This window comes from Opitutus sp. ER46 (genome assembly GCF_003054705.1).
Classification (GTDB): Bacteria; Verrucomicrobiota; Verrucomicrobiia; order Opitutales; family Opitutaceae; genus ER46.
On the sequence record NZ_QAYX01000025.1, the window covers coordinates 353,106 to 376,465 of the forward strand.

At 65.6% G+C, this 23,360-nt stretch carries 27 protein-coding genes; 24 read left to right on the plus strand and 3 right to left on the minus strand.

Annotated elements, in window-relative coordinates:
- Positions 1-49: 49 nt before the first annotated feature.
- From DB354_RS19765 to DB354_RS19775, 3 genes are read right to left on the minus strand one after another with little or no spacing between them, the layout of a single operon-like run.
- Positions 50-1,366: an HD domain-containing phosphohydrolase gene (locus tag DB354_RS19765; protein ID WP_107837368.1), complete on the minus strand. Its 1,317-nt coding sequence runs from the start codon at positions 1,364-1,366 to the stop codon at positions 50-52.
- The gene (locus tag DB354_RS19770; protein WP_107837369.1) at positions 1,363-2,439 is read right to left on the minus strand and encodes a chemotaxis response regulator protein-glutamate methylesterase; all 1,077 of its coding nucleotides are present in this window, start codon (positions 2,437-2,439) and stop codon (positions 1,363-1,365) included. Before DB354_RS19770 ends, DB354_RS19765 begins: the two co-directional genes overlap by 4 nt.
- A gap of 2 nt (positions 2,440-2,441) precedes the next feature.
- Positions 2,442-3,257: a protein-glutamate O-methyltransferase CheR gene (locus tag DB354_RS19775; RefSeq protein ID WP_107837370.1), complete on the minus strand. Its 816-nt coding sequence runs from the start codon at positions 3,255-3,257 to the stop codon at positions 2,442-2,444.
- 222 nt (positions 3,258-3,479) lie between these two features.
- On the opposite strand from DB354_RS19775, the gene flgB reads away from it, so the two are divergent.
- The 24 genes from flgB to DB354_RS19895 all read left to right on the plus strand — a co-directional run bounded on the left by flgB (position 3,480) and on the right by DB354_RS19895 (position 23,348).
- The gene (flgB, locus tag DB354_RS19780) at positions 3,480-3,866 is read left to right on the plus strand and encodes a flagellar basal body rod protein FlgB (RefSeq protein ID WP_107837371.1); all 387 of its coding nucleotides are present in this window, start codon (positions 3,480-3,482) and stop codon (positions 3,864-3,866) included.
- A 22-nt stretch (positions 3,867-3,888) separates the two neighbouring features.
- Positions 3,889-4,308 carry a flagellar basal body rod protein FlgC gene (gene flgC / locus DB354_RS19785; RefSeq protein WP_107837372.1) on the plus strand — a complete coding sequence of 140 codons (420 nt, stop codon included), beginning with the start codon at positions 3,889-3,891 and terminating at the stop codon, positions 4,306-4,308.
- Between the two features lie 40 nt (positions 4,309-4,348).
- Positions 4,349-4,681 (plus strand): flagellar hook-basal body complex protein FliE, encoded by a 333-nt coding sequence (fliE, locus tag DB354_RS19790; protein ID WP_107837373.1) that lies wholly within the window; start codon positions 4,349-4,351, stop codon positions 4,679-4,681.
- A gap of 51 nt (positions 4,682-4,732) precedes the next feature.
- Positions 4,733-6,367: a flagellar basal-body MS-ring/collar protein FliF gene (gene fliF / locus DB354_RS19795; RefSeq protein ID WP_107837374.1), complete on the plus strand. Its 1,635-nt coding sequence runs from the start codon at positions 4,733-4,735 to the stop codon at positions 6,365-6,367.
- A gap of 11 nt (positions 6,368-6,378) precedes the next feature.
- Positions 6,379-7,398: a flagellar motor switch protein FliG gene (gene fliG / locus DB354_RS19800; protein ID WP_107837375.1), complete on the plus strand. Its 1,020-nt coding sequence runs from the start codon at positions 6,379-6,381 to the stop codon at positions 7,396-7,398.
- 13 nt (positions 7,399-7,411) lie between these two features.
- Positions 7,412-7,996, plus strand: coding sequence for a FliH/SctL family protein (locus tag DB354_RS19805; RefSeq protein ID WP_107837376.1), 585 nt, complete (start codon positions 7,412-7,414; stop codon positions 7,994-7,996).
- A gap of 24 nt (positions 7,997-8,020) precedes the next feature.
- Positions 8,021-9,322 carry a FliI/YscN family ATPase gene (locus DB354_RS19810; RefSeq protein WP_343205596.1) on the plus strand — a complete coding sequence of 434 codons (1,302 nt, stop codon included), beginning with the start codon at positions 8,021-8,023 and terminating at the stop codon, positions 9,320-9,322.
- Positions 9,319-9,777, plus strand: coding sequence for a flagellar export protein FliJ (gene fliJ / locus DB354_RS19815; RefSeq protein ID WP_107837378.1), 459 nt, complete (start codon positions 9,319-9,321; stop codon positions 9,775-9,777). Before DB354_RS19810 ends, fliJ begins: the two co-directional genes overlap by 4 nt.
- Before the next feature lie 12 nt (positions 9,778-9,789).
- The gene (locus DB354_RS19820) at positions 9,790-10,398 is read left to right on the plus strand and encodes a hypothetical protein (RefSeq protein WP_107837379.1); all 609 of its coding nucleotides are present in this window, start codon (positions 9,790-9,792) and stop codon (positions 10,396-10,398) included.
- A gap of 60 nt (positions 10,399-10,458) precedes the next feature.
- A complete protein-coding gene (locus tag DB354_RS19825) occupies positions 10,459-12,246 on the plus strand; it encodes a hypothetical protein (RefSeq protein ID WP_107837380.1) in 1,788 nt (595 codons plus the stop codon).
- 4 nt (positions 12,247-12,250) lie between these two features.
- Complete coding sequence (locus tag DB354_RS19830; protein WP_107837381.1) at positions 12,251-12,715, plus strand: flagellar hook capping FlgD N-terminal domain-containing protein; 465 nt, start codon at positions 12,251-12,253, stop codon at positions 12,713-12,715.
- Between the two features lie 21 nt (positions 12,716-12,736).
- Positions 12,737-13,555, plus strand: a complete 819-nt coding sequence (locus tag DB354_RS19835; RefSeq protein WP_107837382.1) for a flagellar hook-basal body complex protein — start codon at positions 12,737-12,739, stop codon at positions 13,553-13,555.
- Positions 13,556-13,601: 46 nt separating this feature from the next.
- Positions 13,602-14,222 carry a flagellar basal body-associated FliL family protein gene (locus DB354_RS19840; protein ID WP_107837383.1) on the plus strand — a complete coding sequence of 207 codons (621 nt, stop codon included), beginning with the start codon at positions 13,602-13,604 and terminating at the stop codon, positions 14,220-14,222.
- 21 nt (positions 14,223-14,243) lie between these two features.
- A complete protein-coding gene (locus tag DB354_RS19845; RefSeq protein ID WP_107837384.1) occupies positions 14,244-15,299 on the plus strand; it encodes a flagellar motor switch protein FliM in 1,056 nt (351 codons plus the stop codon).
- Positions 15,268-15,531, plus strand: coding sequence for a flagellar motor switch protein FliN (gene fliN, locus DB354_RS19850; RefSeq protein ID WP_107837385.1), 264 nt, complete (start codon positions 15,268-15,270; stop codon positions 15,529-15,531). Before DB354_RS19845 ends, fliN begins: the two co-directional genes overlap by 32 nt.
- Positions 15,528-15,992: a flagellar biosynthetic protein FliO gene (locus DB354_RS19855; RefSeq protein ID WP_107837386.1), complete on the plus strand. Its 465-nt coding sequence runs from the start codon at positions 15,528-15,530 to the stop codon at positions 15,990-15,992. Before fliN ends, DB354_RS19855 begins: the two co-directional genes overlap by 4 nt.
- Positions 15,989-16,876, plus strand: coding sequence for a flagellar type III secretion system pore protein FliP (gene fliP / locus DB354_RS19860; protein ID WP_233256707.1), 888 nt, complete (start codon positions 15,989-15,991; stop codon positions 16,874-16,876). The genes DB354_RS19855 and fliP overlap by 4 nt, the downstream gene beginning before the upstream one ends.
- A gap of 54 nt (positions 16,877-16,930) precedes the next feature.
- On the plus strand, positions 16,931-17,200 hold the full coding sequence (locus DB354_RS19865; RefSeq protein WP_107837387.1) for a flagellar biosynthetic protein FliQ: 270 nt from the start codon (positions 16,931-16,933) through the stop codon (positions 17,198-17,200).
- Between the two features lie 58 nt (positions 17,201-17,258).
- Complete coding sequence (locus DB354_RS19870) at positions 17,259-18,011, plus strand: flagellar biosynthetic protein FliR (RefSeq protein ID WP_107837388.1); 753 nt, start codon at positions 17,259-17,261, stop codon at positions 18,009-18,011.
- Between the two features lie 395 nt (positions 18,012-18,406).
- Positions 18,407-19,510: an EscU/YscU/HrcU family type III secretion system export apparatus switch protein gene (locus tag DB354_RS19875; RefSeq protein ID WP_107837389.1), complete on the plus strand. Its 1,104-nt coding sequence runs from the start codon at positions 18,407-18,409 to the stop codon at positions 19,508-19,510.
- A 3-nt stretch (positions 19,511-19,513) separates the two neighbouring features.
- Positions 19,514-21,679, plus strand: a complete 2,166-nt coding sequence (flhA, locus tag DB354_RS19880) for a flagellar biosynthesis protein FlhA (protein ID WP_107837390.1) — start codon at positions 19,514-19,516, stop codon at positions 21,677-21,679.
- A gap of 1 nt (position 21,680) precedes the next feature.
- Positions 21,681-21,929, plus strand: coding sequence for a hypothetical protein (locus DB354_RS19885; RefSeq protein WP_146180336.1), 249 nt, complete (start codon positions 21,681-21,683; stop codon positions 21,927-21,929).
- A 2-nt stretch (positions 21,930-21,931) separates the two neighbouring features.
- A complete protein-coding gene (locus DB354_RS19890) occupies positions 21,932-23,074 on the plus strand; it encodes a flagellar GTP-binding protein (protein WP_107837392.1) in 1,143 nt (380 codons plus the stop codon).
- A gap of 31 nt (positions 23,075-23,105) precedes the next feature.
- Positions 23,106-23,348: a hypothetical protein gene (locus tag DB354_RS19895; protein WP_107837393.1), complete on the plus strand. Its 243-nt coding sequence runs from the start codon at positions 23,106-23,108 to the stop codon at positions 23,346-23,348.
- Positions 23,349-23,360: the final 12 nt, after the last annotated feature.

Below are 23,360 nucleotides of genomic sequence, written 5' to 3' on the forward strand. Positions count from 1 at the left end.
CCGACGGAGTGGGGACCCGGTCGGTCGTCGCCTGGGCGGGAACGGGAGATCAGGTGTAGACGAGGAGGCGTTGGCTGATGGGCGTCGTCTTGTCGTGGCTGCGAATCTTGGCGATGGTTGCGCTGCTCAGCGGCTGCCCCTCCCCGATGAGGAGGAGGCCATGCGGACTGTAGATCCCGTTGGCGAGAATCATGCCGGGCTCGAGTTCATCGAGCATGATCTCGCGCACCTGCTTGGGCAACTGGACGAGATTGGCGACCTTGAGGAAGAGCCGCACCGCCTCCGGGTCGTAATCGGTGCCGGACTTCGCGAGCAGGGCGTCGATTGAGGCAGTCTTCGACAGGCCGGATTCCACAAAGCCAACCGCCACGGCGAGACACCGGGCGGGCCAGGGGATGCCATCGCCGGCCAGGCCATCCGGATACCCCCGGCCGTCGTAGCGCTCGTGGTGCGCGCGGATGACCTCGCCGACCTCGACGTTGGAGTCGACGAGGGAGGCGAGCGTCTGACTGTAGATGGGGTGATTGTGGAGCATCCCGCGCTCGCGGTCGGTCAACTGGTCGGACTTCGTGCGGAAGGCACGCAGCATCTCGCGCGGGACACCGATCAAGCCGAGGTCGCAAAGCCAGGCGGCGGCGCGAAGGGCGTGCCTCTCCTTGGCGGTAAATTTGTCCGTCGCCGCCATCTGGGTGGCAAACTCCACGAGTGCCTTAGCCTGGCCGCCGAGGATGGGATCGTAAGTGGTCAGGATGCGACGGCAGAGCTCGAGCGAGTTCTCGTAATTGGCCGCGAGTTCGTGGTTCGCCGCGTCGAGATGCTGGCGCTGCTTCTCTAGATCCTGGACCTTCACCTCGAGGGCGGCGTTGGCCTCGCGCAGGCGTTCATTCAGCCGCTGGGTTTCGGCCTGCAGCGCCTCGTTGTGCGTCACGAGCTCGTGCCGCTGCACGGCGTTGCGCACCGTCGCGATGAGTTCCTCGCGCAGCCATGGCTTCGCGATGAACCGGAAGATTTCGCCCTTGTTGATCGCGTCGACGATCGTCGGCAAAGCGAGCACCGCGGTGATCAGGATGCGGGACGCGTATGGCCGGATCTGGCGGCTCTCCACGAGAAATTCCAGTCCCATCATCTCCGGCATGCGCTGGTCGGAGATGATCACCGAAAAGTCCCGCTCGGCCAGGATCTCCAGCGCCTTGCGCGGGCTGGTGCACGCGACGACGGGAAATCCTTCGCGCTCGAGCGTCACTTTGAGCGCCGTCAGCACGACAGGCTCATCGTCGACGACCAGAATCTGCGAGGTGCTCGCGGGCGCCTTGGCGGGCTGGCTGGGAACGGGGCCGCTGCCGGTGGGCTGGGAAGGGACGATCATGGCGTGGGGGCGTGGTCGAAGGGCGGGCGGGAGCCCGACTCGTGATGGCGGATAATGAAATCAGCCACGCGATCAATGGCCAGCTGTCGTTGCGCCCCGCCATTTTCCCAAGCTGCACGCGGCATGCCGTAAACCACACTGCTGGCCTCGTCCTGGGCAAACGTGACCGCGCCCTTTTCCCGGAGCTTGAGCAAGCCCTCGGCGCCGTCGCGTCCCATGCCGGTCAGCAGGCCGGCCAGGGCATGCGTGCCCGCGCCGGTGTCGGCGGCCGACTTGAAGAGAATGTCCACCGCCGGTCGCTGATGCCACACCGGCGGACCACCGGTGACGCGCACCTGATAGTGATCGTGCACCCATTGGACGATCATGTGGAAGTTTCCGGGCGCGACCAGCGCCAGTCCGGGACGCAGGATGTCGCCATCGACGGCTTCGCGGACCTCGAATTGGCAGAGTTCGTTGAGCCGGTCGGCGAACGTCTTTGAGAACACCGGCGGGATGTGCTGCACGATCGCGATGCCCGGCAGCCCGCCGGGGAGGCGCGTCAGGACCGTGCGCAATGCCTCGGTGCCACCGGTGGAGGCGCCGAGCAGAATGATGTCGCGCGTGGTGGACACCCGGGGCGAACTGCGTCGCAAGGGCGCATCGGCGACCGGGACGGTGCCGCGCCGGACGCGCGCGCCGCGGGTGGCCTTGATGCGCTCGATCAACTGTGGGCCCAGATCGCCAAAGGAGTAGGGGCCGCCGGGCTTGGAGAGGACGTCGAACGCTCCGAGGCGCAAGGCATCCAAAGCGTGCTGCGATCCCTGGGCGGTGACCGAACTCATCACGATCACCGGCATCGGACGCTGTTCCATCAGGATCTTGAGGAACGTGAGGCCATCCATCCGCGGCATTTCGATGTCGAGGGTGATGACGTCCGGATTGAGCTGCGTGATCTTGTCGCGGGCGACGTAGGGGTCGATGGCGGTGCCGACCACCTCGATCTCGGGATCGTTCTTGAGGGCGTCGGTCACGAGTTTCCGCACCATGGCGGAATCGTCGACCACGAGCACACGTATGGGAGGGAGAGGCATGATCAGAGGGGTTTCCGATACACGGCTGGCTTGATCGGCTGCAGCGTGTGACGCATCTGCGTGAGGCTTTCGGAGTGCCCAACGAAAAGGTAGCCGCCGGGAACGAGGCGCTTTGAGAGTCGGGAGACCAATTCGTTTTGGGTGTCCCGATCGAAATAGATCATCACGTTCCGGCAGAAGATGACCTGGAACGGTTCGCGGAACGGTGGCTCGCCCTCGAGCAGGTTGAGGTGATGGAACGACACGCGGTCGCGGAGTGAGGACTTGACCCGGTAGTAGCCTTCCTGCGGCCCGAAGCCGCGCTGAAAGTAGGTCCGGATCACCTGGCTGGGCATCCGGGAAACCGTCTCGCCGGTGTAGATCGCCGCCTCCGCCTTGGCCAGGACCCGGTGGGAGATGTCGGTCGCCTCAATCTGCCAGGGAAAGTCGGGCATGCACTCGGCCAGCGTGATCGCGAGGGTGTACGGCTCCTCACCGGACGAACACGCGGCGCTCCAGATCCTAAATTGCGACCAACGCTCCTCCCGTGCCCGACCGAGCATCTCCGGCACGACGGTGTCGCGCAGGAAGTCGAAATGGGCGGCTTCGCGGAAGAAGAACGTGTGGTTCGTCGAGATCGCGTCGATCAGGTGCTCCAACTCCTCGCCGGCGGCTCCGCTCTGGAGGAGTTCACAATACGCTGTGACGGTGGGAATCTTCGTTGCCCGCAGGCGCTTCCCCAGCCGAGCGGACACCAACTGGCGTTTGTCCTGGCTGAGATTGATGCGACTGCGCGCGTAAACGAGCTGGCGGATGAATTCAAACTCACTGTCCCTCATGAGGAATATCCCTGGAGTAATCGGCACGAAAGACAGGCAATGAAACGCCGATAACATGATTCTGCCGTGGGTTTGGAATCGAGGCGGCAGAATTTTCCGCCTCGTCGCCACCTAAGTCCGAAAGGGTCACGCCGTGGTGGCGCATGATCTGTATCACACGTTCCAATAGATTGTTGTGGGCGACGTCCGCCCGCTGGCACCGGCTCTGCTCAAACGCGGGCCATGATCGATCCCATCTTCCAATCCGACAACTACCAGTTGGCGCGGAAGCTCCTGGACGCATCGGTCCTTCGCCATGAGGCCATCGCCACCAATATCGCCAACGCGGAGACGCCTGGTTTCCGTCGGCTTGATGTTGCTCCGGACTTTGCCGCCCAGCTGAAGGCCCGGGTGGCGGCGGGCGATCTCGCGGCCACGGCCGACACCATCAACCCTCGCCTCGCCGAGGACCATACTGCCCGCAGCGTGCGACCGGATGGCAATACGGTCGAGCTGGAGCGCGAACTCGTGGCGATGGATCGGAATTCGGTGGAGTACGAGTTCCTGACCGAGCTGGTCTCGAACAACCTCAAGCAACTCAAAGTCGCGATCACCGGTCGCTCGGTCTGATCCCCCTAAGCCCTGACGCCGCATGAACCTGATCGCTGCCGTCGACATCACTTCGGGTGCGCTGAACGCCCAGAAGACCCGCCTCGATATCGTTGCCCAGAACATCGCCAATGCGCAGACCACACGGACCCTCGCCGGCGGCCCCTATCAGCGGCAGGTCGTTTCCTTTGAGTCCGAACTGGTTCGTCAAACCGGCAGCGGCGGGGCTGGACTCCAATCGGTGCGCGTCTCGGGCATCACGCCGGACCGCACGCCGGGGCAACAAGTCTACAACCCGCAGCATCCGGACGCTGGCCCCGACGGCATGGTCACGATGCCCAACGTGAACCTGTCCTACGAAATGGTGGACCTCATCACCGCCTCCCGGGCCTACGAGGCCAACCTCGCGGTGGTGAAGAACGCCCGCCAGATGGCGGTGAAGGCACTCCAGATCGGCAAGTAAGCCCGGCCGCCCCGCCTCAACCGCCCAACCCGCTCCTCTTATGTCCCTGATCGGCTCCATCAACCCGCTTTCCGCCTCGCCGCTCACCCGGATCGAAACCACCCAGCCGAAGATCGCCGTCGGGTTGTCCGGCGCGGGCAAGACTGCTCCCACCGAGAGTTTCGGGCAGGTCCTCGACGAGGTGGTCTCCACGGTTCAGACCAAGCAGGACGCGGCGCAGGATATCACCCGCAAGGTGCTGCTCGGCGAGACCGACCAACTGCACCAGGGGATGATCGCGATGCAGGAGGCGTCCGTGGCCTTTTCCATGATGGTCGAGGTGCGCAACAAGCTCGTCGAATCCTACCAGGAGCTGATGCGCATGCAGGTGTGAGTTCTACCCCACGATTCCCTCCACCTCCTGATCATTTTGGTCTCCCTCTAGATGAAGAATTTCGCGCAATCGCTCCTCGAACTCTGGAAACACCTGGGCGTCAACCAGCGTGTCTCCCTGATTGTCGCAGCCGTTGCCGTCATCGGCGGCCTCATCGGCGTCACGCTGTGGTCCCAGCGCCCCGACTACCAGCTGCTCTATGCCCGCATGGGCGACAAGGACGCCGCCGCCGTCATCAGCTATCTGCAATCGCAGAACATCCCGCACAAGGTGACCGCCGGCGGCAGCGCGGTGCAGGTGCCGTCGAGCGCGGTCTACAAGCTGCGCATGGAACTCGCCGGCAAGGGGCTTCCGAGTGGCGAAGGCGTGGGCTTTGAGATTTTCGACAAGGGACAGTTCGGCCTCTCCGATTTCGTCCAGCGTACCAATTATCTCCGCGCGGTGCAGGGCGAACTCGGCCGCACCATCATGCAACTGCAGGGCGTGCGCAGCGCGCGCGTCATGATCGTGCAGCCTGAAAACCGCCTGCTGCTTACCGAGCAGGGCGTCAAATCGACCGCCTCGGTCTTCGTCGACGTCGGTGGCGGCAAGCTCGAGATCGACCAGGTCAACGCGATCCGGCATCTCGTCGCCAATGCGGTGCAGGGGCTCGCGCCCGACCAGGTTGCGGTCATCGACAACCGCGGCCGCACCCTCTCCGAGGAGTTGAAGCAGGACCCGACCCTCGGCACCGCGTCCTCGCAGATCCGCTATCGCGAACAGGTCGAAGCCTATTTTGCGAAGAAGGTGGAATCGATGCTCTCCGCCGTGATCGGGCCCGGCAACGCGGTCGTACGTGTGTCGGCCGACATCGACACCGAGGCCACCACGATGAACTCCGAACGGTGGAACCCCGACGGTCAGGTGGTCCGCTCGCAGACGCAGACCGACGACACGACCAACACCACCGAGACGCGCTCGGGTGGTGGCGCCGCCGGCGTCAGCGCGAATGTGCCGGAGAAGCAGGCCGGAGCGACCGAGACCGCGCGCCCGATTTCCCAGTCCGAGCAGACCCGGAAGAACAAGACGATCACGTACGAGATCGACCGCACCACCACGAGCACCACGCGCAACCCCGGAACCGTGCGCAGCCTCACCGCTTCGGTGATCATTTCGCGCCGTCCCCCGACGCTGGTGCCGCCGGCGGACCCGACGGCCAAGGACGCGCGTCCGACGTCGCAGCCCGCGGCTCCGCGGACAGCGCAGGAGCTCGATCAGCTTCGCCAGGTGGTCATCAACGCCCTCGGTCTGAAGCCCCAGCCAGGGCAGACGCTGGACTCGCTGGTCACGCTGCAGGAGCAGGAATTCACGGCCGTCGATCCACTGGCCGCCCTGCCGCCGGTTCCGCTCGAAGCGCGGGTGGGGGGCTGGTTTGAGGTCGCGAGCCGCTGGGCGGCCGTCGTGGGCGCCGGCGTGGTGCTGCTCGTCTTCTGGCGCATGTTCAAGCGGCAGAAGCCCGAAGCCGTTCCGATCGAGGTCCTCTCGATGTCGCCGGAGCAGACCACCCGCACCCTGCCGAACGCGAGCAACGTCACGCCGGAACTCCTGAACGAGCTCATCCGCCAGAAGCCGGCGAACATCGGCGTCGCGCTGCGCGAGTGGGTGAGTGCGGGTTCCCCCGGTGGGGCTCCGGCCAGCAAGAACTGATTTTTCCCGCCATGGCTCTCAACGACCTCGATTACGGGAAGCTCTCGCGGCACCAGAAGCTCGCGATCTTCCTCATTATCATCGGTCCCGAAGCGGCGGCCGAGGTGCTGCGGCAGTTCGACGACGCCGAGATCGAGCTGGTCTGCCGCGAGATGTCGACGTACTCGATCATCCCGACCGAGGTGCAGCGGCTGTCGTTGGAGGAGTTCTCCGGTCTCATCGCCAAGAGCGTTTCCTCCGCCCTCGGTGGTCTGGCCTACGCCCAACGCACGCTCGAAATTGCCAAGGGCGACTACAAGGCCTCCTCGATCATCGGTCGCGTCGGTCCCACCGGCACGTCGGTCGAGGTCATCCAGGAAATCTCCGAGATGGAGGGGCGGCAGATCTTCAACCTCGTGAAGCACGAGCAGCCGCAGACGATCTCCTTCCTGCTCTCGTATCTCGACAGCGCGAAGGCCGCCGAGGTGTTCGCTCTCCTCGGGCCTGATCTGCGCGAGGAAGTCATCGAGCGGCTCGGCACGATCGAGAGCACGTCGCTCGACCTCGTGAGCAAGATCGCGCGGAGCCTGGGCAAGCATTACGACAGCAAGGTTCGCCCGGCTTTCCACCGCAGCGGTGGCGTCCGCTCGGTCGCCGATCTGCTGAACGAACTCGACAAGGAGATGAGCAAGAATCTCCTGGCCCGCCTCGAGGAGCGCAACGCCGGCCTCAGCGCCGCGATCCGCAAGAAGCTCTTCAGCTTCGAGGACCTCCTGCGCCTCCAGCCGGCCGATCTGCAGCGCGTGCTGCGCGAGGTCGATTCTTCGAACCTGGCGACCGCCATGAAGTCGGCGAGCGAGACCCTGCGCGAAAAGATATATGGTTCCATTTCCAAGCGCGCCGCCGAAAGCCTGAAGGAAGAGCTCGAGATGCTTGGGCCGGTTCGCCTGAAGGACGTCGAGACCGCCCAGGACGCGATCATCCAGGTGGTCCGCCGGCTCGAGGAAGAGGGGCAGATCACGCTCGAGACGGAGGAGCAGACCGTCGCCTGACGCGCCGCCCACCATGGCCTTCGCCCGTCTCATCGCCTTCGATCGTCCGCTCGCCGGAGTTGCCGTCCCCGGCAAGAATGGTCGCTTCCTCACGGAGCAGGAGATCGCCGCGCTCGAGGAAGCGGCGTACCGCCGCGGCGTCGACGAAACCCGGGCGCTGGCCGACCAGCAGCTCGTCGACTTTCGCGCGGACATCCAGCGCGTGGGTGACGGCATCTTTCACCAACTCGCCAATTTCGAACCGACGCTGGTCGCCCAGTTGCGCGAGGCGCTGCCCGAACTGGCGCTCGATATCGCCCGCCGTCTGCTCGCCGGCTGCGAGCCTTCGGCCGAGATGGTGTCCCGCATTTGCGAAGAGGCGCTCAAGGAGATCTTCCCGGAACGCGAGAATCTGGAACTCCTCGTCTCCGCGCGCGACGCCGAGCTCCTGCAGAAGCTCAATCCCGACTGGCTCCAGCGGTATCCCGGTCTGCGGCTCCGCGCCGACCCCACGCTTTCGCCTGGCGATTGCCAGGTGCGCAGTCGCTTTGGGCTCACCGACGCCCGCATCGAATCCAAACTCGACGCACTGAAGGCGACCCTGTCGCCAGCTTTCTGATCCGCCATGGCTCACGTCACGCCGATGATCGACATCCTGCGGTCGCAGATCCGCCATCTGCCACCGGTGCAGCGCGTCGGCACGGTTTCGGGCGTCGCGGGCCTGATCATCGAATCGGACGGCCCCAATGTCGGCCTTGGCGACCTCTGTCTGGTGCGCTCATCCCGCGACGGTTTCAGCGTGCAGGCCGAAGTGGTCGGTTTTCGTGAGCACAAGGTGCTGCTCATGCCGCTCGGCGACACGACGGGTCTGCACGTGGGCTGCGAGGTCGCAGCCTGCGATCGGCCGCCGCTGCCACGGACGGGCCCGGAGATGCTCGGCCGCGTGCTGGATGCCTTGGGCCGGCCATTTGACGGCCTCGGCATGCTTCCGGTGGAGCGCAAGGAGAGCCAGAGCGCCGAGCCGCCGCATCCGCTGCGCCGCCAGCGCATCAAGACTCCCTTTGTCACGGGGGTGCGCGCCATCGATGCCTTCATTCCGTTCGGTCGCGGTCAACGTCTCGGCCTTTTCGCCGGCTCCGGTGTCGGCAAGTCGACCCTCATGGGCATGATCGCGCGGGCGTCCGAGGCGGACGTCGTCGTCATCGCGCTCGTTGGTGAACGTGGCCGCGAGGTGCGTGAGTTCATCGAAAAGGATCTCGGTCCCGAGGGGCTGAAGCGGGCGGTCGTCGTCGTTACGACGTCCGACAAGCCCGCGCCGCTCCGGATTCGCGCCGCCTTCACGGCCACCGCGATCGCCGAGGGCTGGCGCGACGCCGGGAAGAACGTGCTGCTGATGATGGATTCGGTCACGCGCTTCGCCATGGCCCAGCGCGAGATTGGCCTCGCCATTGGCGAGCCGCCCGCGACGCGTGGCTACACGCCTTCGGTCTTCGCCATGCTGCCGCGGCTTCTCGAGCGCGCCGGCGCCGGCGAGAGCGGGGCCATCACCGCACTCTATACCGTGCTGGTGGAAGGTGACGACATGAACGAGCCGGTGGCGGATGCCGTCCGCGGTATTCTCGACGGTCACGTCGTGCTCTCCCGGCACCTGGCGCATTTCAATCATTACCCGGCGATCGACGTGCTCGAGAGTGTGAGCCGTCTGACGCGCGACGTCTGTTCGACCGAGGAGGTCGCCTCCAGCGCGCGGGCCCGGGAGGTCCTGGCGCTCTATCGGAAGAATGAAGACCTGATTTCGATCGGCGCGTATCAGAAGGGCGCCAACGCCGCGCTCGATCACGCCATCTCGCTGTATGAGCCGCTCCGGCAGTTCCTGCGGCAGCCCACGCAGGAGCACACCCCGCGGGCGCAGACGTTCACCAAGCTGAAGCAGATCGTCGGATGAAACGCTTTCGCTTTACGCTCCAGCCAGTCGCGATTCTTCGCACGCACCAGGACGCGCGCGCCCAGGAGGCCTTTGCCTTTGCGGTGCAGGCGCTGACCAAGGCGGAGCAGGAAGTCGCGGCCGCGCAGGCCCGGGTGCGCCAGTTCGCCGCCGATCTCGTGGCCGGCCGGGCGCACAACTTCTCCGCCAGCGAGCAAATACGTGCGCTCGAGGCCTACCGGCAGGAGTGTGACGCTGAGGTCGCGGCCAAGCAGGCCCGCGCGAAGGCGCAGCAGACGATGGAACAGCGCCGCGCCGAGTACATCGAGGCGCACCGCCGGCTCGAGGTGGTCAAGCGGCTCGAGCAGAAGGCGAGAGCCCAGCACCGCTACGAGACCATGCGCGAGGAGCAGGCGGAGTTCGACGACTATGCCAACCGTCGCGCCGGTCGCGCGGCCGCGGCGGCCAACCCTTAATCTCTCGGCATCATGACTCGCATTCTCAATCCCGTCGTCACCAGCGTCCTTGGCGTACTGCTCAGTATCGCCGTGGGGCTGGGGGTGAGCTGGCGCACCCTCAACGCGGTGGTCGACCAGGCGATCTACCAGCGCGACCACAAGCCGCCGAGCGAGATGAAGAAGAAGGGCTGGGACTTCTGGACCATCGAGATCGAGAACCTCGCCAGCGAGCTGAAGGAGGATCGCGAGGTGATGCTGAAGCGCCGGTCGGAGCTCGACCAGCGGGAGGCCCGCATTGCGGCCGCCGAGAAGGAACTCGCCAAGGCGCGGACCGACCTGAATGCGCTGCGCAAGGAGATCAACGACCGCGTCATCGAGATGGGGAGCGAAGAGGCGGTGAACCTGAAGAAGCTCTCCCAGACCTATACGAATCTCTCGCCCCGTGCGGTCGTCGCGATCATCCGCGAGATGGACGACAACACCGCCGTCAAGATCCTCGCGCTGATGAAGCCCGACGTCGTCGGTCCCATCTTCGAGGAAATGAGCAAGACGGCCGGCACTGACGGTCCGCTGGCCCGCCGCGCCGCGATTCTTTCCGAGAAACTTCGCCTGGTGAAAGCCGCGAAATCCAACCCTTAACGACAGCTATCACCGCGCCAAGGACGGTCGCGGTTTTTCGCCACGGAGGGTGTCCGCTTCATGCAACTCTCCCTTCTCACCGTCCCTTCCGACCCCCTGGCGCTTCCCGGCGCGGCGGCTTCCTCCAGCACCGAGCCGGCGACTGAAAGCTCGGCCGGCTTCGCCCAGCTCCTGGCTGGGGCGGGCGCTTCTCCGGCCGCCGGGGCGACGCCTGCCGCGAGCGATGGTACTCCGGTTCCAAAGCCCCCGATCGCCGCGGACCCGACGAACACGCCCGTTGTCGCCGGGATCGTCGCCTCCTTGCTGGCGCCCACCATGACGCCGGCGATGGCGCTTAGTCCCGCCACCGACGTCGCTATTGCCATCGGGGGCGAGGATGCCGTCCCGGCCGATGCGAGCGGGACCGAAGACGACACGCCCACGGTGGAGACGAAGGACACACCGGCAGACCTCCTCCAGGCGGGCGACCGGCAGGCCGCCGCCATGGCGGCGCTTCTCCTTGCCCCCATCCCGCTTCCGCAGCCGGTGACTCAAGCGGACGCCGACCTTGAGACCGGCACGTCCGAAACCGCCGAGGCCAGCGATGGCGGATCCAGCTCCGGCGGCGATGCGACGACGAATGAGTTCGGCCAGACTGATCTTTCAGGGTGGGGCAGGACCGTCACCCGCGCGACGACGTTCGTCACGGCGTCGGAGCTCCGCCAGCCGGCGGTCACTTCGGCCACGGCGGACACGGCTGTCACCGACGCCGCGCCGGCCGCGCCGAATGAGGCGGCGCGAGATTACGCCGACGTCGCTGCAACGGTGCAGCGCCAGATCGGCGGAGGAGCGGCTTACGCCAAGCTGACTCCGAACGCCGTGCCGACCACCGCCGTCTCGAGCCCGGCACCGGCCCAGCCGCAGGCGACGCCCAGCTCGTCTCCCTCTCCGGTGGTTGCGTCGACCCCGGCGGCCCCGGTCGTGACCGCCGTCTCGACCCCGCCCGTGGGCGCGAACGCAAACGCGATGCCAACGATGACGGGCGCCGCGACTGAAGCCTCTGCCGCGAGCGCTCCGACGCCCAAGTCGGAGACGAACGCCAAAGACTCGGTGGCAAATTTTGCCGCTGGCACCCGTCGCTCGGCGAGCGGCTTGTCGACGACGGGAAAGGCGTCAGTAAGAACTTCTTTAGCCGCTAATGTTGAGGATGTTGAGAAGCGTGGATCCGGCATTGGCATCGCCAGTGCTAAATCAGCGCCCACGATGTCCGCCGGCTCCCCCCTTTCTGAGTTCAAGCTCTCCGACACCCCGGTGGTGACGGCGACGGATTCAGCTGCGGCGGTGCGCGTTCAGACCTCTAGTTTGCCGACGGCGGTGGAAGTCACGAGCTCGGCTCATCGGGCGGTTGAGGCGGTGCTCGATGTGACGGCCCGGTTCGCCGCTCGCGATCAACACAGCGTCAATCTGCAGTTCACGGTGGGCGACGCCGACCTGAAGGTTCGCGTGCAAATGCGTGCGGGTGAGGTCCAGACGACTTTTCAGACCGATTCCGCCGAGCTCCGGGCCGCGCTCTCGACCGAATGGCAGCACGTGACCGCCGCGGGGCACGGTGAACGCACGGTGCGTCTCGCCGATCCGGTGTTCGCCAGCAGCGGTGAGCAGGGCGAGTTCTCCTCGTCGGGCGACGGTGCCTCCCGCCAGCGCGAGCAGCAGCAGCAGTCCCGCCAGACGGGCGATAACGTCAGTTTCCCCTTTGCCTCCGGCCGTGAGCCTACGACCGGGAGCAGCTCTTCCACGACCGCAGCGGCGAGCGTGGCTGGTCCCCGGACCTATTCCGGCAACTCCGTTCACCTCCACACGCTCGCTTAACACCATGTCGACCGTCTCACCCGTCTCGAATTCGTACGCTGCCACCGAGGCCGCAAACACGACGTCCAGCGCGACTGGCGCCAAGAAAGTTCTCGGGCAGGAGGATTTTCTCAAACTGCTCGCCCAGCAGTTTCAGAGCCAGGACCCGATGAAGCCGATGGACGACACGACGTTCATTGCGAGCATGGCCCAGTTCACGTCGCTCCAGCAGACCACGGATATTTCGAAGACCCTCGCGACGATGCAGGAGCAGCAATCGCTCGTGACCGCCAATTCGTATCTCGGCCACAACGTGACCGTGGATATCGGCGACGGGCAGACCATTTCTGGTCCGGTCAGCGGCATTAAAGTTTCTGACGGCACCCCCAAACTGATCGTTGGCCAAAGCCTCTACGACATCTCCTCCGTGCTTCTGGTCGAGCCGGCCGCCGTCACGGCCTCGAGCTCCAAGACCACCACCGGCGAATAACCCTTAACCAGCAGCCCTAACATGTCCCTCCTCGGCACCCTCACTTCCGGCGTCAGCGCGTTGAAGACCTTCGGCAAGAGCCTCGAAGTCATCGGCACGAATATCTCGAACGTAAACACGACGGCGTACAAGGGGTCGTCGGCCAATTTTGCCGACACGTTCAGCAACACGCTCCGCGCCGCGAGCACGACGGATTCGGCGGTCCAGATCGGCACCGGCGTCCAACTCGCCGGCATCAACACGAATTTCACCCAAGGCTCGATGACGAGCACCGGGAGCACGACGGATCTCGCGGTCTCCGGCAACGGCTACTTCGTGGTGCAGGACGGCTCGGGAGTTAATTACGCGACGCGCGATGGCTCCTTCCACTTCGACAACAATGGCTTCCTGGTGAACGCGCAGGGCTACAACGTCCTCGATTCCGCGGGCGCGAAAGTCCAGGCGATCGGCGCGGACGCCGGTGGTACCGCCGTCTCCTACGCCGATCTGAAGTCGGTCAGCATTGGCAGCGATGGCACGCTCACCGCCTTTGCATCGGATGGCACCGCGACGGCCTCCGGCAAGGTTGGCCTGCTCAACATCACCGATCAGCCGAAGCTGATGAAAGTGGGCAACAATCTCTTCGATTTCGGCTCCACCGGCGCGGTCGTTGCCGACATCGGCGTCCCCACGTCCAATGGCCTCGGCAAGATTCAGTCCGGTCAGCTCGAACTCTCGAACGTCGATCTCACTGAGCAGTTCGCGAACCTGATCACGTCACAGCGCAGCTTTCAGGCCGCGTCCCGCCTGATCACCGTTTCCGACACCGTGCTCGAGGACATCGTCAATCTGAAGCGCTGATCATCCGCGCTGACGCGGATATCCCTTCGCTTCCTCCTCATCGCCCATGCCGCCCCCTCCCAAGTCCGACGCTTCGGCCACCCCGCCGCCCGCGGCGGCCAAACCCGAGAAGGCTCCGCCTCCCGCCGCCGAGGCCGCCGCTCCGGCGGCTCCGGCCGCCGCGGCCGGAGGTGGGATCAAGGCGTGGATTCCCGCGATCGTCTCGATCGTGATCGCTCCCGCCCTGACCTGGGTCACGGCGGAGTACGTCCTGGTGCCGCGACTGCAGAAGAAGCTCGCCCTGCCGCCGCCAACCGTCGAGGCGCCGGCCGCCGAGGCGGGCGAGGCCGAGGGCGGCAAGCACGGGAAGCCGAAGGAGGCTTCCACTTATGAATTTACCAACGTGGTCGTGAACCTCGCTGGCACGATGGGCACCCGGTACCTCAAGACCAGCTTCCACGTCGTCGGCGACGCCAAGGGCACCGTCGATATCAAGAAGGTCTTCGAGGAGAACCGCACCAAGCTCTACGACACCACGCTCAACGTGCTGTCGTCGCTGACGCTCGCCGACCTCGAGGAGGCCGGGGCCAAGAACGTCATCCGCGAGAAACTCGTTTCCGCCTACAATCAGGCGATGGGCAAGCGCGTGGCGGAGCAGGTGTACTTCTCCGACTTCGTCGTCCAGTAAGCGCCGTCCCAAGTCCTTGCCATGGCTGACGACCCTAAACCCGCGAGCGACTTTCTCGATCAGTCCGAGATCGACAAGCTGCTGGCCCAGCAGGCGGCCGAGGCGGCCGCCCAGGCGCCGAAGGGTGGGGCGTTTGCCGCCAGCACGGACGGGTCCGGACCGAAGGTCGAACCTTACGATTTCCGCAATCCCGCGTTTCTTTCCGAGGCAGAGCTGCGGCGGCTGCGCCTGCTGCACGAGGATTTCATCCGTTACCTGAGCGCGCGCCTGTCGCTGTACCTGCGCATGGAGTTCGGCCTCAAGATGGCCAAGCTCACCACGGTCACGTATTCAAAGTTCACGGACTCGCTGCCGAACCCGACCCACCTGAGCCTCTTCAAGGTCGATCCGATGGTCGGCGTCGGCATTCTCGACATCAACCCGCGCCTGGCGCTCACCGTGGCTGATCGCCTTCTCGGCGGTCGTGGCCACTCCGTCAAGGCCGAGCGCTACCTGACCGAGATCGAGATCGCCCTCATCGAGGACGTGATCCTGATCATGCTCGAGGAGTGGTGTGCCCAGTGGAAGTCGGAGCAGGAACTGCATCCGTCCATCATCGGGCACGAGAACAACGGCCGCTTCCTGCAGACCTCGCCGCGTGATGCCATCATGCTCGCCCTGACGCTGGAGTGTAATTTCGGCGACTGCTCGGAGCAGATCCAGATTGGCGTCCCGTACTACACGATCGAGCCGGTGGTGAAGCAGATGCAGGCGCGCCGGCAGAAAGACACCGCGGTGACCCAGACCGTGAAGCGGGCCGAGTGGCACCCCGCGTACGAGCGCGTGATGATCCCCGTCCGCGCCGAGTGGCACGCGTTTGACCTCACGCTGCGCGAAGTGGCGAGTTTCCGGGTCGGCGACGTCATCGAGATGCGGCCGGAAGTCTGCGGCGAGACGCACATCGTCCTGAACGACACCTCCAAGTTTATCGGCACCGTCGGCCTGGATACAGACCGTGTTGCCGTCCAGATCACCAGCAAGGTCCACGTGTCGGACCCTCTCTTCCATGCCAAACCTGACGGACGAAAAGTCTCTTGATATCGTGCTCGACGTGAAGGTGAAGGTGACCGTGCAGCTTGGCTCGGTCCTCCTTCCCATGCGTGAAGTGCTCGAGCTCGCTCCCGGCTCCATCGTGCAGCTGATGCAGCACGCGAGCGATCCGGTCGGCCTTTTCGTCAACGACAAGCTCGTCGCCTACGGCGAGGTGGTGGTGGTCGAGGACAACTTCGGCATCAAGATCACCGAATTGGTGGGCAGCAAACGGACATGAACGCAGCCTCACGCGTCCAACGGACTGGTCGCGGCGCAACGGCGGAACTGGGCCTGATGCTGCGGCGGTTTGCCCGCGGCCTCGTTTTCCTGGCGCTGTTCTCCACGGCGGCCCTGGCGGCCGACGACAACAGGGTGATCTATCCCGGCGGCACCGCGCGCCCCGAAGCGCCGGCGGCCTCTGCCGGGGGCATGGCCAACAATCTGACCCTCGCCGTGGCGGTCCTGCTGGCCGCCGGCGGCCTCTGGCTTTTCCTGCGTAATCGCCGGGCCCAGGGCCTTGGTGGCCGGCCTGGCAGCGCGCTCGCGGTCGAGGAGACTCGCTCGCTCGGCAACCGCCAGTTCCTCGTCGTCGCTTCCTACGGCGAGAAGAAGTTCCTGCTCGGGGTGTGCCCCGGTCGGATAGAGATGCTCTCGACGCTCAACGACGGGCCCGTGCGGCCGACGGAGGAGACCAAGTGACGTTCCGCCTTTTCCCCCTGCCGAGTATCCGGCCCCTGCGGTCACTGCTGGCCGCGGTCGTGCTCGGCACGGGCGCTTTCCTCGCTGTTCCCGCAGCCCACGCTCAGACGACGCCGAATACCGTGGTCAATCCGCTGGGCACTCCGGCCCAGGCGCAACCCGGGCAGCCGGCTGCCACGCCGCCCCCGGCGGCCGCGCCGACGACCGGTACGCCTTTCCGGCTGAACATCGGGCTCGAGGGCAATGGCACCAACACCGACGTGAGCGTCGCCGTGCAGATCGTCATCATCATGACGCTGCTTTCGGTGGCGCCTTCGATCGTGCTGCTGATGACCAGCTTCACGCGCATCGTGATTGTCCTCGGCTTCCTGCGCACCGCGCTCGGCACGACGAATGCCCCGTCGAACCAGATCGTGGTGGGACTCTCACTCTTCCTGACGTTCTTCCTGATGGGGCCCGTCTTTGACCGGGTGAACTCCGACGCCTTGCAGCCTTACCTGAACAAGCAGATCACGTCGGTCGAGGCGCTCGATCGTGCGTCTGTGCCGCTGAAGCAGTTTATGCTGAAGCAGACGCGCACGCGTGACATCGAGTACTTCCTGCAGTTGGGCGGCTTCGGGCCGACCGCGGTGAAGGACCTCCCGATGCGCGTGGTCATCCCGGCGTTCGTGGTCAGCGAACTGCAGACCGCCTTTCAGATGGGCTTCCTGCTGTTCCTGCCGTTCCTAGTGATCGATTTCCTGGTGTCGTCCGTCCTCATGGCGCTCGGCATGATGATGATGCCACCGGTGGCGATCTCATTGCCCCTCAAACTGCTGCTCTTCGTCCTCGTCGACGGCTGGCATCTGGTCGTACGTTCGCTCGTCCAGAGCTTCTCCGCCTGAGGGCCCCGTCCCCGCGTCCGCCCTCCCTTTCCCGCGCTCGTAACCCGTCATCTCATGAATCCCGACCTCGCGATCGATATCTTCAAATCGACGGTGATGTTCGCCCTGTATCTGGTTGCGCCGTTCCTCGGCGTGATGCTCGTCGTTGGCCTGGCGGCTTCGCTTTTCCAGTCGGTCACGAGCATGCAGGAACAGACGCTCACCTTTGTGCCGAAACTGATCGCCATGGCGGGGCTGCTGCTCCTCCTCACGCCGTGGCTGCTGCGCTCCCTCTCCGAATACGCGATCACCACGATCTCGCGGATAGGGACCATGGCGCATTGACGACGAGCCGCCGGGCGGCGCCGTGACGGCCGCCTCCCTGGGTTGAGCAAGCGCGACCGTGACCATCGACTACATCATCGTCTGGCTGATGGTGTTTCTCCGCTCGATCGGAGTCATCCTGCAGCTACCCGTGATTGCGGGGCATGCCATTCCGGTGACGGTGCGGCTGGGACTGAGCGTGGGGCTGGCGACGCTGCTCGCCCATCTGGTCCCTTCGGTGCCCGTGCCGCTGGCGATGTGGCCCCTGATCGTGGCGGCCGGGCTTGAGGTCATTGTCGGGCTCGCGCTTGGCTTTGTGGTCCGGATTACCTTTGCCGCGATCGACATGGCCGGGCGGCTGATCTCGACCGAAGTCGGCATGACCGCGATGCCCGGAATCGGCGTGCCGACGCCGGCCAGTGAGCCGGTGGCGGGGATGCTGTCGGCCATGGCCATCGTGCTGTTCTTCCTGCTCGGCGGTCACTACGCGGTGCTGCTGGCCTTCGCCAAGAGCTTCCAACTCGCACCCGCGGGTCGGGCGATGCTCGATCCGGCCTCGAGCATGGTCTTGATCCGGAGCACCGGGCACATGATCGAGCTGGCGGTGCGCATTGCGGCGCCCTTCATTGCGATGAACTTCCTGGTGAACCTGGCGTTCTCGGTCCTCGGTCGCTCGGTGCCCAAGATGAACGTTTTCATCGTGAGCTTCTCGGCGCGCGCGCTGTTCGGACTCGCCCTGCTCAGTACGGCCGGTGCCCTCGTGGCGCGCTACCTGTACGTGGAGTTCGGCGACCTGCCTTATCGCATGCTGCAGATGCTCCGGGCGGGCTGAGAGGGGATCCGGACACTCTTTGGCGAGTATCTGGACATTATCCCAAGTATCTGGACATTATTGCGCAAAAGGCTCGGGAACAACCGGATATAATTGCGTTCCTCGTGCTCTCGTCCTCGAGGGGAGGAGGGCATAGGCAGGCGGAAGCGCTCCTGGTTTGAGTCGGAGCGGGGTGGGGCGAACGCCAAGGCGGCGCAGCCGTCGTCGATGGCGCGGCTAGGGGAGAGTCCTGCGGCGATCACAGGCAAAAATTGCCTCTTTTTTACCCGGGGCCTGAAGTAGGAAACTTCCCTAGGGAGGGCGTCGATTATAAAGTATTAAAGCATTATCAATCAGAAAGATATGGCGTACAGTGACCCGTTGGCACCGCCGTTGCTCAAGAGCACGCGCTACCAATGGCCGATCACGACCAGGACTCCAAAACTGAGGAACCGACCGAGAAGCGTCTGAACGAGGCGCACGATCGGGGTCAGTTCGCGCGTTCGGCTGAGTTGGCGGTGCTCTTCCCGATCGGCGCTCTCCTGGGGGTGTTCACGATGCTCATCCCGACGATGTCGCGGGAGGTGGCGGAGTACTCGGTCGCGATTTTCACGCGGTTCACCAGCACCCCCATTTCGATCGACACCGTCTCCGGCATGCTGGCCGAGATGCTGTTGCTGTCGGCGCGCGTGCTCGGGCCGGTGCTGCTGGCCATCCTTGGTGCCATCTTCCTCGCGTGCGGCGTCCAGAGCGGCTTCCGGCTCACCCCCGAGGCCGTCACGTTCAAGATCGAGCAGTTGAACGTTATCGCGAACTTCAACCGCATCTTCTCGAAGGCGGCGTTCGTGCGCACGGGCATCGATATCCTGAAGCTCACCGCGATCGGCACCGCGCTCTGGCTGGGCACCCGCGGGTTGATCTACGACCCGCTCTTCACGGCTCCGGTTGAGGCGGCCTATCTCGGCGAGTTCCTCAATCGCGCCACCGTGCTGTTCCTCACCCGGTTGCTCCTCGCCCTGGGCGTCGTCGCCGCGATCAGCTACGCGTACGAAAAGTTCAAGACGCACCGCGACATGATGATGACGCGGGAAGAGGTGAAGGAGGAGCACAAGCAGTCTGAAGGCGACGGCCGCGTCAAAGGCGCCATGCGCCGCATGGCCCGCCGGCTGATGCAGAAGCAGATGCTCGCGGACGTCGCGACTGCCGACGTGGTGGTCACGAATCCGACCCACTTTGCCGTCGCGCTGAAGTACGAGCGCGGCAAGGACAAGGCCCCCGTCATCCTCGCCAAGGGCGAGAACGGTTTTGCCAAACGCATCAAGGCGATCGCCGCCGAAAACGGCGTGCCCATGGTCGAGAACAAGCCGGTTGCCCGGCTGCTGTTCGCGATGGGCACCGTGGGCGAGGCGATCCCCTCCGAGCTCTACCAGGCCGTGGCCGAGATCCTGGCCGTCGTCTACCGGACGCACCGGTACTACTTCCATCGCCTGAAGGCGCGTCGGATGGAGGCGGGAGCCTAACCCATGGCGACCGACAACAGCACCTTTTCCGCGCTGATGAAGCGCGCCGACCTGGTCTTTACGGGGGGCCTGTTCCTCACCGTCCTCCTGCTGATCATCCCGGTGCCGCCGGCGATCCTGGACGTCTTCCTGGCGCTGAACATCGGCCTGTCGCTGTTGGTGCTGCTCGCGATCATCTACATCAAGGATCCGCCGGAGTTCTCCAGCTTCCCGACGTTACTCCTGGCCCTGACGCTCTTCCGGCTGGCCCTGAACATCAGTTCCACCCGTCAGATCCTGGTGAGCGGCTACGCCGGTCACATCATCGACTCGTTCGGCCACTTCGTCATCCAGGGCAACTTCGTGGTCGGCGCGGTGGTGTTCCTGATCCTGGTGGTCATCAACTTCGTGGTCATCACCAAGGGCGCCGGTCGTATCGCCGAGGTGAGCGCCCGGTTCACCCTCGATGCGTTGCCCGGCAAGCAGATGGCCATCGATGCCGAGCTGAACGCCGGCATCATCGACGAGGCCGCCGCCACCGCCCGCCGCATCAAGGTCCAGAAGGAAGCCGACTTCTACGGCGCGATGGACGGTGCCTCGAAGTTCGTCCGCGGCGACGCGATCGCGGGCATCATGATCACCCTCATCAATGTCGTTGGCGGCTTCGCCATCGGCGTGATGCAGATGGGCCTCTCGCTGGTGGAGTCGCTGCAGAAGTTCACCCTGCTGTCGATCGGTGACGGCCTCGTCTCGCAGATTCCCTCCCTGATCCTCTCGGTCGGCGCCGGCATCCTCGTCACTCGCGCCTCCGAGAATTCCAATCTCGGCGTCCAGCTCGCCGGCCAGCTCTTCCGCTATCCGCGGGCGATGAAGATCGCCGCCGGCATGATGGCCTGCTTCGGCCTGATGCCCGGCATGCCGCTCATCCCGTTCTTCGGCCTCTCCGGTCTCGCGTACTACATCGCCCGCGTGCTCGAGAACCAGGAACTGCAGCGCGGTCCCGAAGTGGCCGCCGGCAAGACCGCCCCGGGCGCCAAGGGCGCCAAGCCCGGCACGCCCGGCGCCGCGGGTGCCCCCGCCCCGGCGGCGGGTGGCTCGGGTGGACCGGAAGACGTCCGGAAGCTCATCGAGGTCGACGTTTTTGCCATCGAGATCGGTTACGGCCTGCTTTCCCTCGCGGAGGTCCGCACCGGTGGCGAACTGCTCGCCCGCGTCACCGGCGTCCGCAAGGCGCTCGCCCGCGAGAAGGGCATCGTCGTTCCGCCCATCTCGGTCCGCGACAATCTCGAGCTCGCGCCCAACGACTACCGCTTCCTCCTCCGCGGCAAGCCTGTCGCCCGTGGCCAGCTCATGTCCGACCGCTGGCTCGCCATGAACGTTTCCGGTTCGAAGGTTCGCCTCAAGGGCGTGCCGACGCGCGAGCCGGTGTTCAATCTCGACGCCACCTGGATCGACGAGTCGGAGAAGAAGACCGCCGAGCTCAACGGCTTCACCGTGGTCGATCCGGCCTCGGTGCTGATCACGCACCTTTCCGAGACGCTCAAGGTCAACGCCCACCATCTCGTCGGCCGCCAGGAGGTCCAGCAGATGGTCGACCATCTCAAGCAGGCGCAGCCGGCGCTCATCGCCGAGCTCCTGCCCGACCTGGTCACGCTCGGCATCATCCAGCGCGTCCTGCAGAACCTGCTCCGCGAGAACATCTCGATCGTCAACCAGCCGCTTATCCTCGAGGGCATTGCCGACTTCGCCCCGCTCTCGAAGAACCCCGACGATCTCAGCGAGCTCGTCCGCCGCCGCCTTGGGCTCTATTTCGTGCCGGAGTACGAGACCCGCCCGGGCGTCATCCGCGCCGCGACCCTCGATCCGCGCCTCGAGCAACTGCTCGCCCAGAAGGTTCACCGGAGCCCGACCGAGGTCGGCCTCGCCCTCGATCCCGCCACGGGCCGCCACCTCCTCGAGGAACTCAACAAGCGCACGACCGAGCTCGTGCAGGGTGGCCATCAGCCGGTCCTCATCGTGTCGACCGAGATCCGCCTGCCAATCAAGCGCTTCTTCGAGTCCTCCTTCCCGCGCCTCACCGTCCTCGCGTACCAGGAGCTGCCCGCCAGCACCGAGATCGAGAACGCCGGCATCGTCACTCTCCCGGCGCACCTCGCGCGCGCCGAAGTCCCGCTCAAAGCCGCCGCCTAACATGATCCTCAATCAAGAAACTGTTTCCCAGGTGATGACTGACTCCGGCCGCGTGCACACGATCACGCGCGTCACCCCGCTCTTCATCCTCTGTGGCCCGCGCACGCGCGGCGCGTTTGCCACCCAGCGGCAGAACCGCGCCCGGCGTTCCGACGCCCGGCCGTCCCGCCGTCCGGCGACCGCCGAGCTCGTGATCGAGCCGGTCACGGTGGAGCGGTCCGTCGTCCTCCCGTCTTTCCGCCGCTGCTGAACATGGCCGACCCCCGCCCAACGCTCGCGCCTGGCGCCTACAAGTTCACGGTGAAAACCGCGGACGAGGCCGTCGCGCTCATTCGCGAGAAGCTCGGCCCGAACGCCCGGGTGCTGTCGGTCCGTTCCATCGAAGCGTCGGGCATCAAGCGGCTGTTCTCGTCACCGCGCCTCGAGGTCGTGGCGCAGGTTGATGCGGCTCCCGCGACCCCGGCCACGCCGTCGCGGCTGCACGGGCTTTCGGATGAAGCGGCGCTGCCGCCGGATTCCATCGAGGATTTCATTCCGCCCGCCCGTCGGCTGCCCACGCCCCCGCCCGCCGCGGCCGCGCCCGAGGACGACACTGATTCCACGTCGCCGCGCCGCGCCCCGGCGCGCGACGACAGCCGGATCTCCCCTCCGCTGGGATTGAGCGGCCTGCTGCGGCGCTCCGGACTGACCGAGACTGCGCTGAACCGGCTCCAGGCCCGCGCCAACTGGGCGGAGCTCAACACGCTGCCGCTCCATCGCGCGCTCGCCGAGACGTCCCGGCTGCTCCGTGAACAGGCCGACACGCGGCCGCAGCGTCCGCCGCTCTCCCGCGCCGCGTTCCTTGGCACCTCGGGCGTCGGTCGCACCACCGCGCTCTGCAAGTGGATCGCGCAGGAAGTCTTTCGCCGGGGCCGGCTCGGTCACGTGGTCAGCGTCGAGTTCGATCGCCCGAATCCGCTCGGCCCGCTGCCGGTGTTCGCCGAGGCCCTCGGCGTGCCGCTGGCGCACTTCCCCTGCGAAACGCACGCGGCTGTCCCGGGCGGTTTCGTTTACTTCGACCTGCCCGGCCTCTCGGTGCAGCGCCCGGCTGACAACGCCCCGATCGGCGCGTTTCTCGATCGCGAGCAGATCACCGAGCGCGTCCTCGTGCTCAACGCCGCCTACGACCGCGCCTCGATGCGCGATGCGTACGCCGCCGGCCGTGACCTGGGCGCGACCCACGTGGTCTTCACCCACCTCGATGAGGTGCCCCAGTGGGGGAAACTCTGGGACTACCTCTTCGATACCGAGGTGGAACCGCTCTTCCTCGCCACCGGCCCGTCGCTCACCGGCGACTGCGAAGAGGACGTCCCTGGCGCGATCGTCCGCCGCACGCTCCCGCAGGAGGAATCCTGACCCCCTCGCTTAACCCCTTTCCAGCTCGTCCATGAAATTCGTGTTCCTTGCCGGCGGATTCGCCGGGTTCCTCGTCACCGGGTGTGCCAGCTACTGGGCTGGCCATCAGCCGGACCGCATCTTCTTCGATGGCGCGGTCGGATGCCTCGTGGGCGCCATGCTCTTCCGCTGGTTCTGGACCATCCTCGTGCGCGGTATCCGCGAAACGATCATCGCCCGCAATGCCGCCACCGCGGCCTCTGCCGCCGCCAACGCGGCCGCCAAGCAGAAGTAAACCCCACTGTTC

Coding starts and splice junctions, on each gene's coding strand:
- fliG (WP_107837375.1), top strand. CDS start 6,379: ATGGCTCTCAACGACCTCGATTACGGGAAGCTCTCGCGGCACCAGAAG.
- DB354_RS19770 (WP_107837369.1), bottom strand. CDS start 2,439: ATGCCTCTCCCTCCCATACGTGTGCTCGTGGTCGACGATTCCGCCATG.
- DB354_RS19875 (WP_107837389.1), top strand. CDS start 18,407: ATGGCCGATCACGACCAGGACTCCAAAACTGAGGAACCGACCGAGAAG.
- fliJ (WP_107837378.1), top strand. CDS start 9,319: ATGAAACGCTTTCGCTTTACGCTCCAGCCAGTCGCGATTCTTCGCACG.
- fliF (WP_107837374.1), top strand. CDS start 4,733: ATGAAGAATTTCGCGCAATCGCTCCTCGAACTCTGGAAACACCTGGGC.
- DB354_RS19810 (WP_343205596.1), top strand. CDS start 8,021: ATGATCGACATCCTGCGGTCGCAGATCCGCCATCTGCCACCGGTGCAG.
- fliN (WP_107837385.1), top strand. CDS start 15,268: ATGCCAAACCTGACGGACGAAAAGTCTCTTGATATCGTGCTCGACGTG.
- DB354_RS19890 (WP_107837392.1), top strand. CDS start 21,932: ATGGCCGACCCCCGCCCAACGCTCGCGCCTGGCGCCTACAAGTTCACG.
- DB354_RS19765 (WP_107837368.1), bottom strand. CDS start 1,366: ATGATCGTCCCTTCCCAGCCCACCGGCAGCGGCCCCGTTCCCAGCCAG.
- flhA (WP_107837390.1), top strand. CDS start 19,514: ATGGCGACCGACAACAGCACCTTTTCCGCGCTGATGAAGCGCGCCGAC.
- flgB (WP_107837371.1), top strand. CDS start 3,480: ATGATCGATCCCATCTTCCAATCCGACAACTACCAGTTGGCGCGGAAG.
- DB354_RS19895 (WP_107837393.1), top strand. CDS start 23,106: ATGAAATTCGTGTTCCTTGCCGGCGGATTCGCCGGGTTCCTCGTCACC.
- DB354_RS19830 (WP_107837381.1), top strand. CDS start 12,251: ATGTCGACCGTCTCACCCGTCTCGAATTCGTACGCTGCCACCGAGGCC.
- DB354_RS19825 (WP_107837380.1), top strand. CDS start 10,459: ATGCAACTCTCCCTTCTCACCGTCCCTTCCGACCCCCTGGCGCTTCCC.
- DB354_RS19855 (WP_107837386.1), top strand. CDS start 15,528: ATGAACGCAGCCTCACGCGTCCAACGGACTGGTCGCGGCGCAACGGCG.
- DB354_RS19835 (WP_107837382.1), top strand. CDS start 12,737: ATGTCCCTCCTCGGCACCCTCACTTCCGGCGTCAGCGCGTTGAAGACC.
- flgC (WP_107837372.1), top strand. CDS start 3,889: ATGAACCTGATCGCTGCCGTCGACATCACTTCGGGTGCGCTGAACGCC.
- DB354_RS19885 (WP_146180336.1), top strand. CDS start 21,681: ATGATCCTCAATCAAGAAACTGTTTCCCAGGTGATGACTGACTCCGGC.
- DB354_RS19820 (WP_107837379.1), top strand. CDS start 9,790: ATGACTCGCATTCTCAATCCCGTCGTCACCAGCGTCCTTGGCGTACTG.
- fliE (WP_107837373.1), top strand. CDS start 4,349: ATGTCCCTGATCGGCTCCATCAACCCGCTTTCCGCCTCGCCGCTCACC.
- DB354_RS19805 (WP_107837376.1), top strand. CDS start 7,412: ATGGCCTTCGCCCGTCTCATCGCCTTCGATCGTCCGCTCGCCGGAGTT.
- DB354_RS19840 (WP_107837383.1), top strand. CDS start 13,602: ATGCCGCCCCCTCCCAAGTCCGACGCTTCGGCCACCCCGCCGCCCGCG.
- DB354_RS19845 (WP_107837384.1), top strand. CDS start 14,244: ATGGCTGACGACCCTAAACCCGCGAGCGACTTTCTCGATCAGTCCGAG.
- DB354_RS19775 (WP_107837370.1), bottom strand. CDS start 3,257: ATGAGGGACAGTGAGTTTGAATTCATCCGCCAGCTCGTTTACGCGCGC.
- DB354_RS19865 (WP_107837387.1), top strand. CDS start 16,931: ATGAATCCCGACCTCGCGATCGATATCTTCAAATCGACGGTGATGTTC.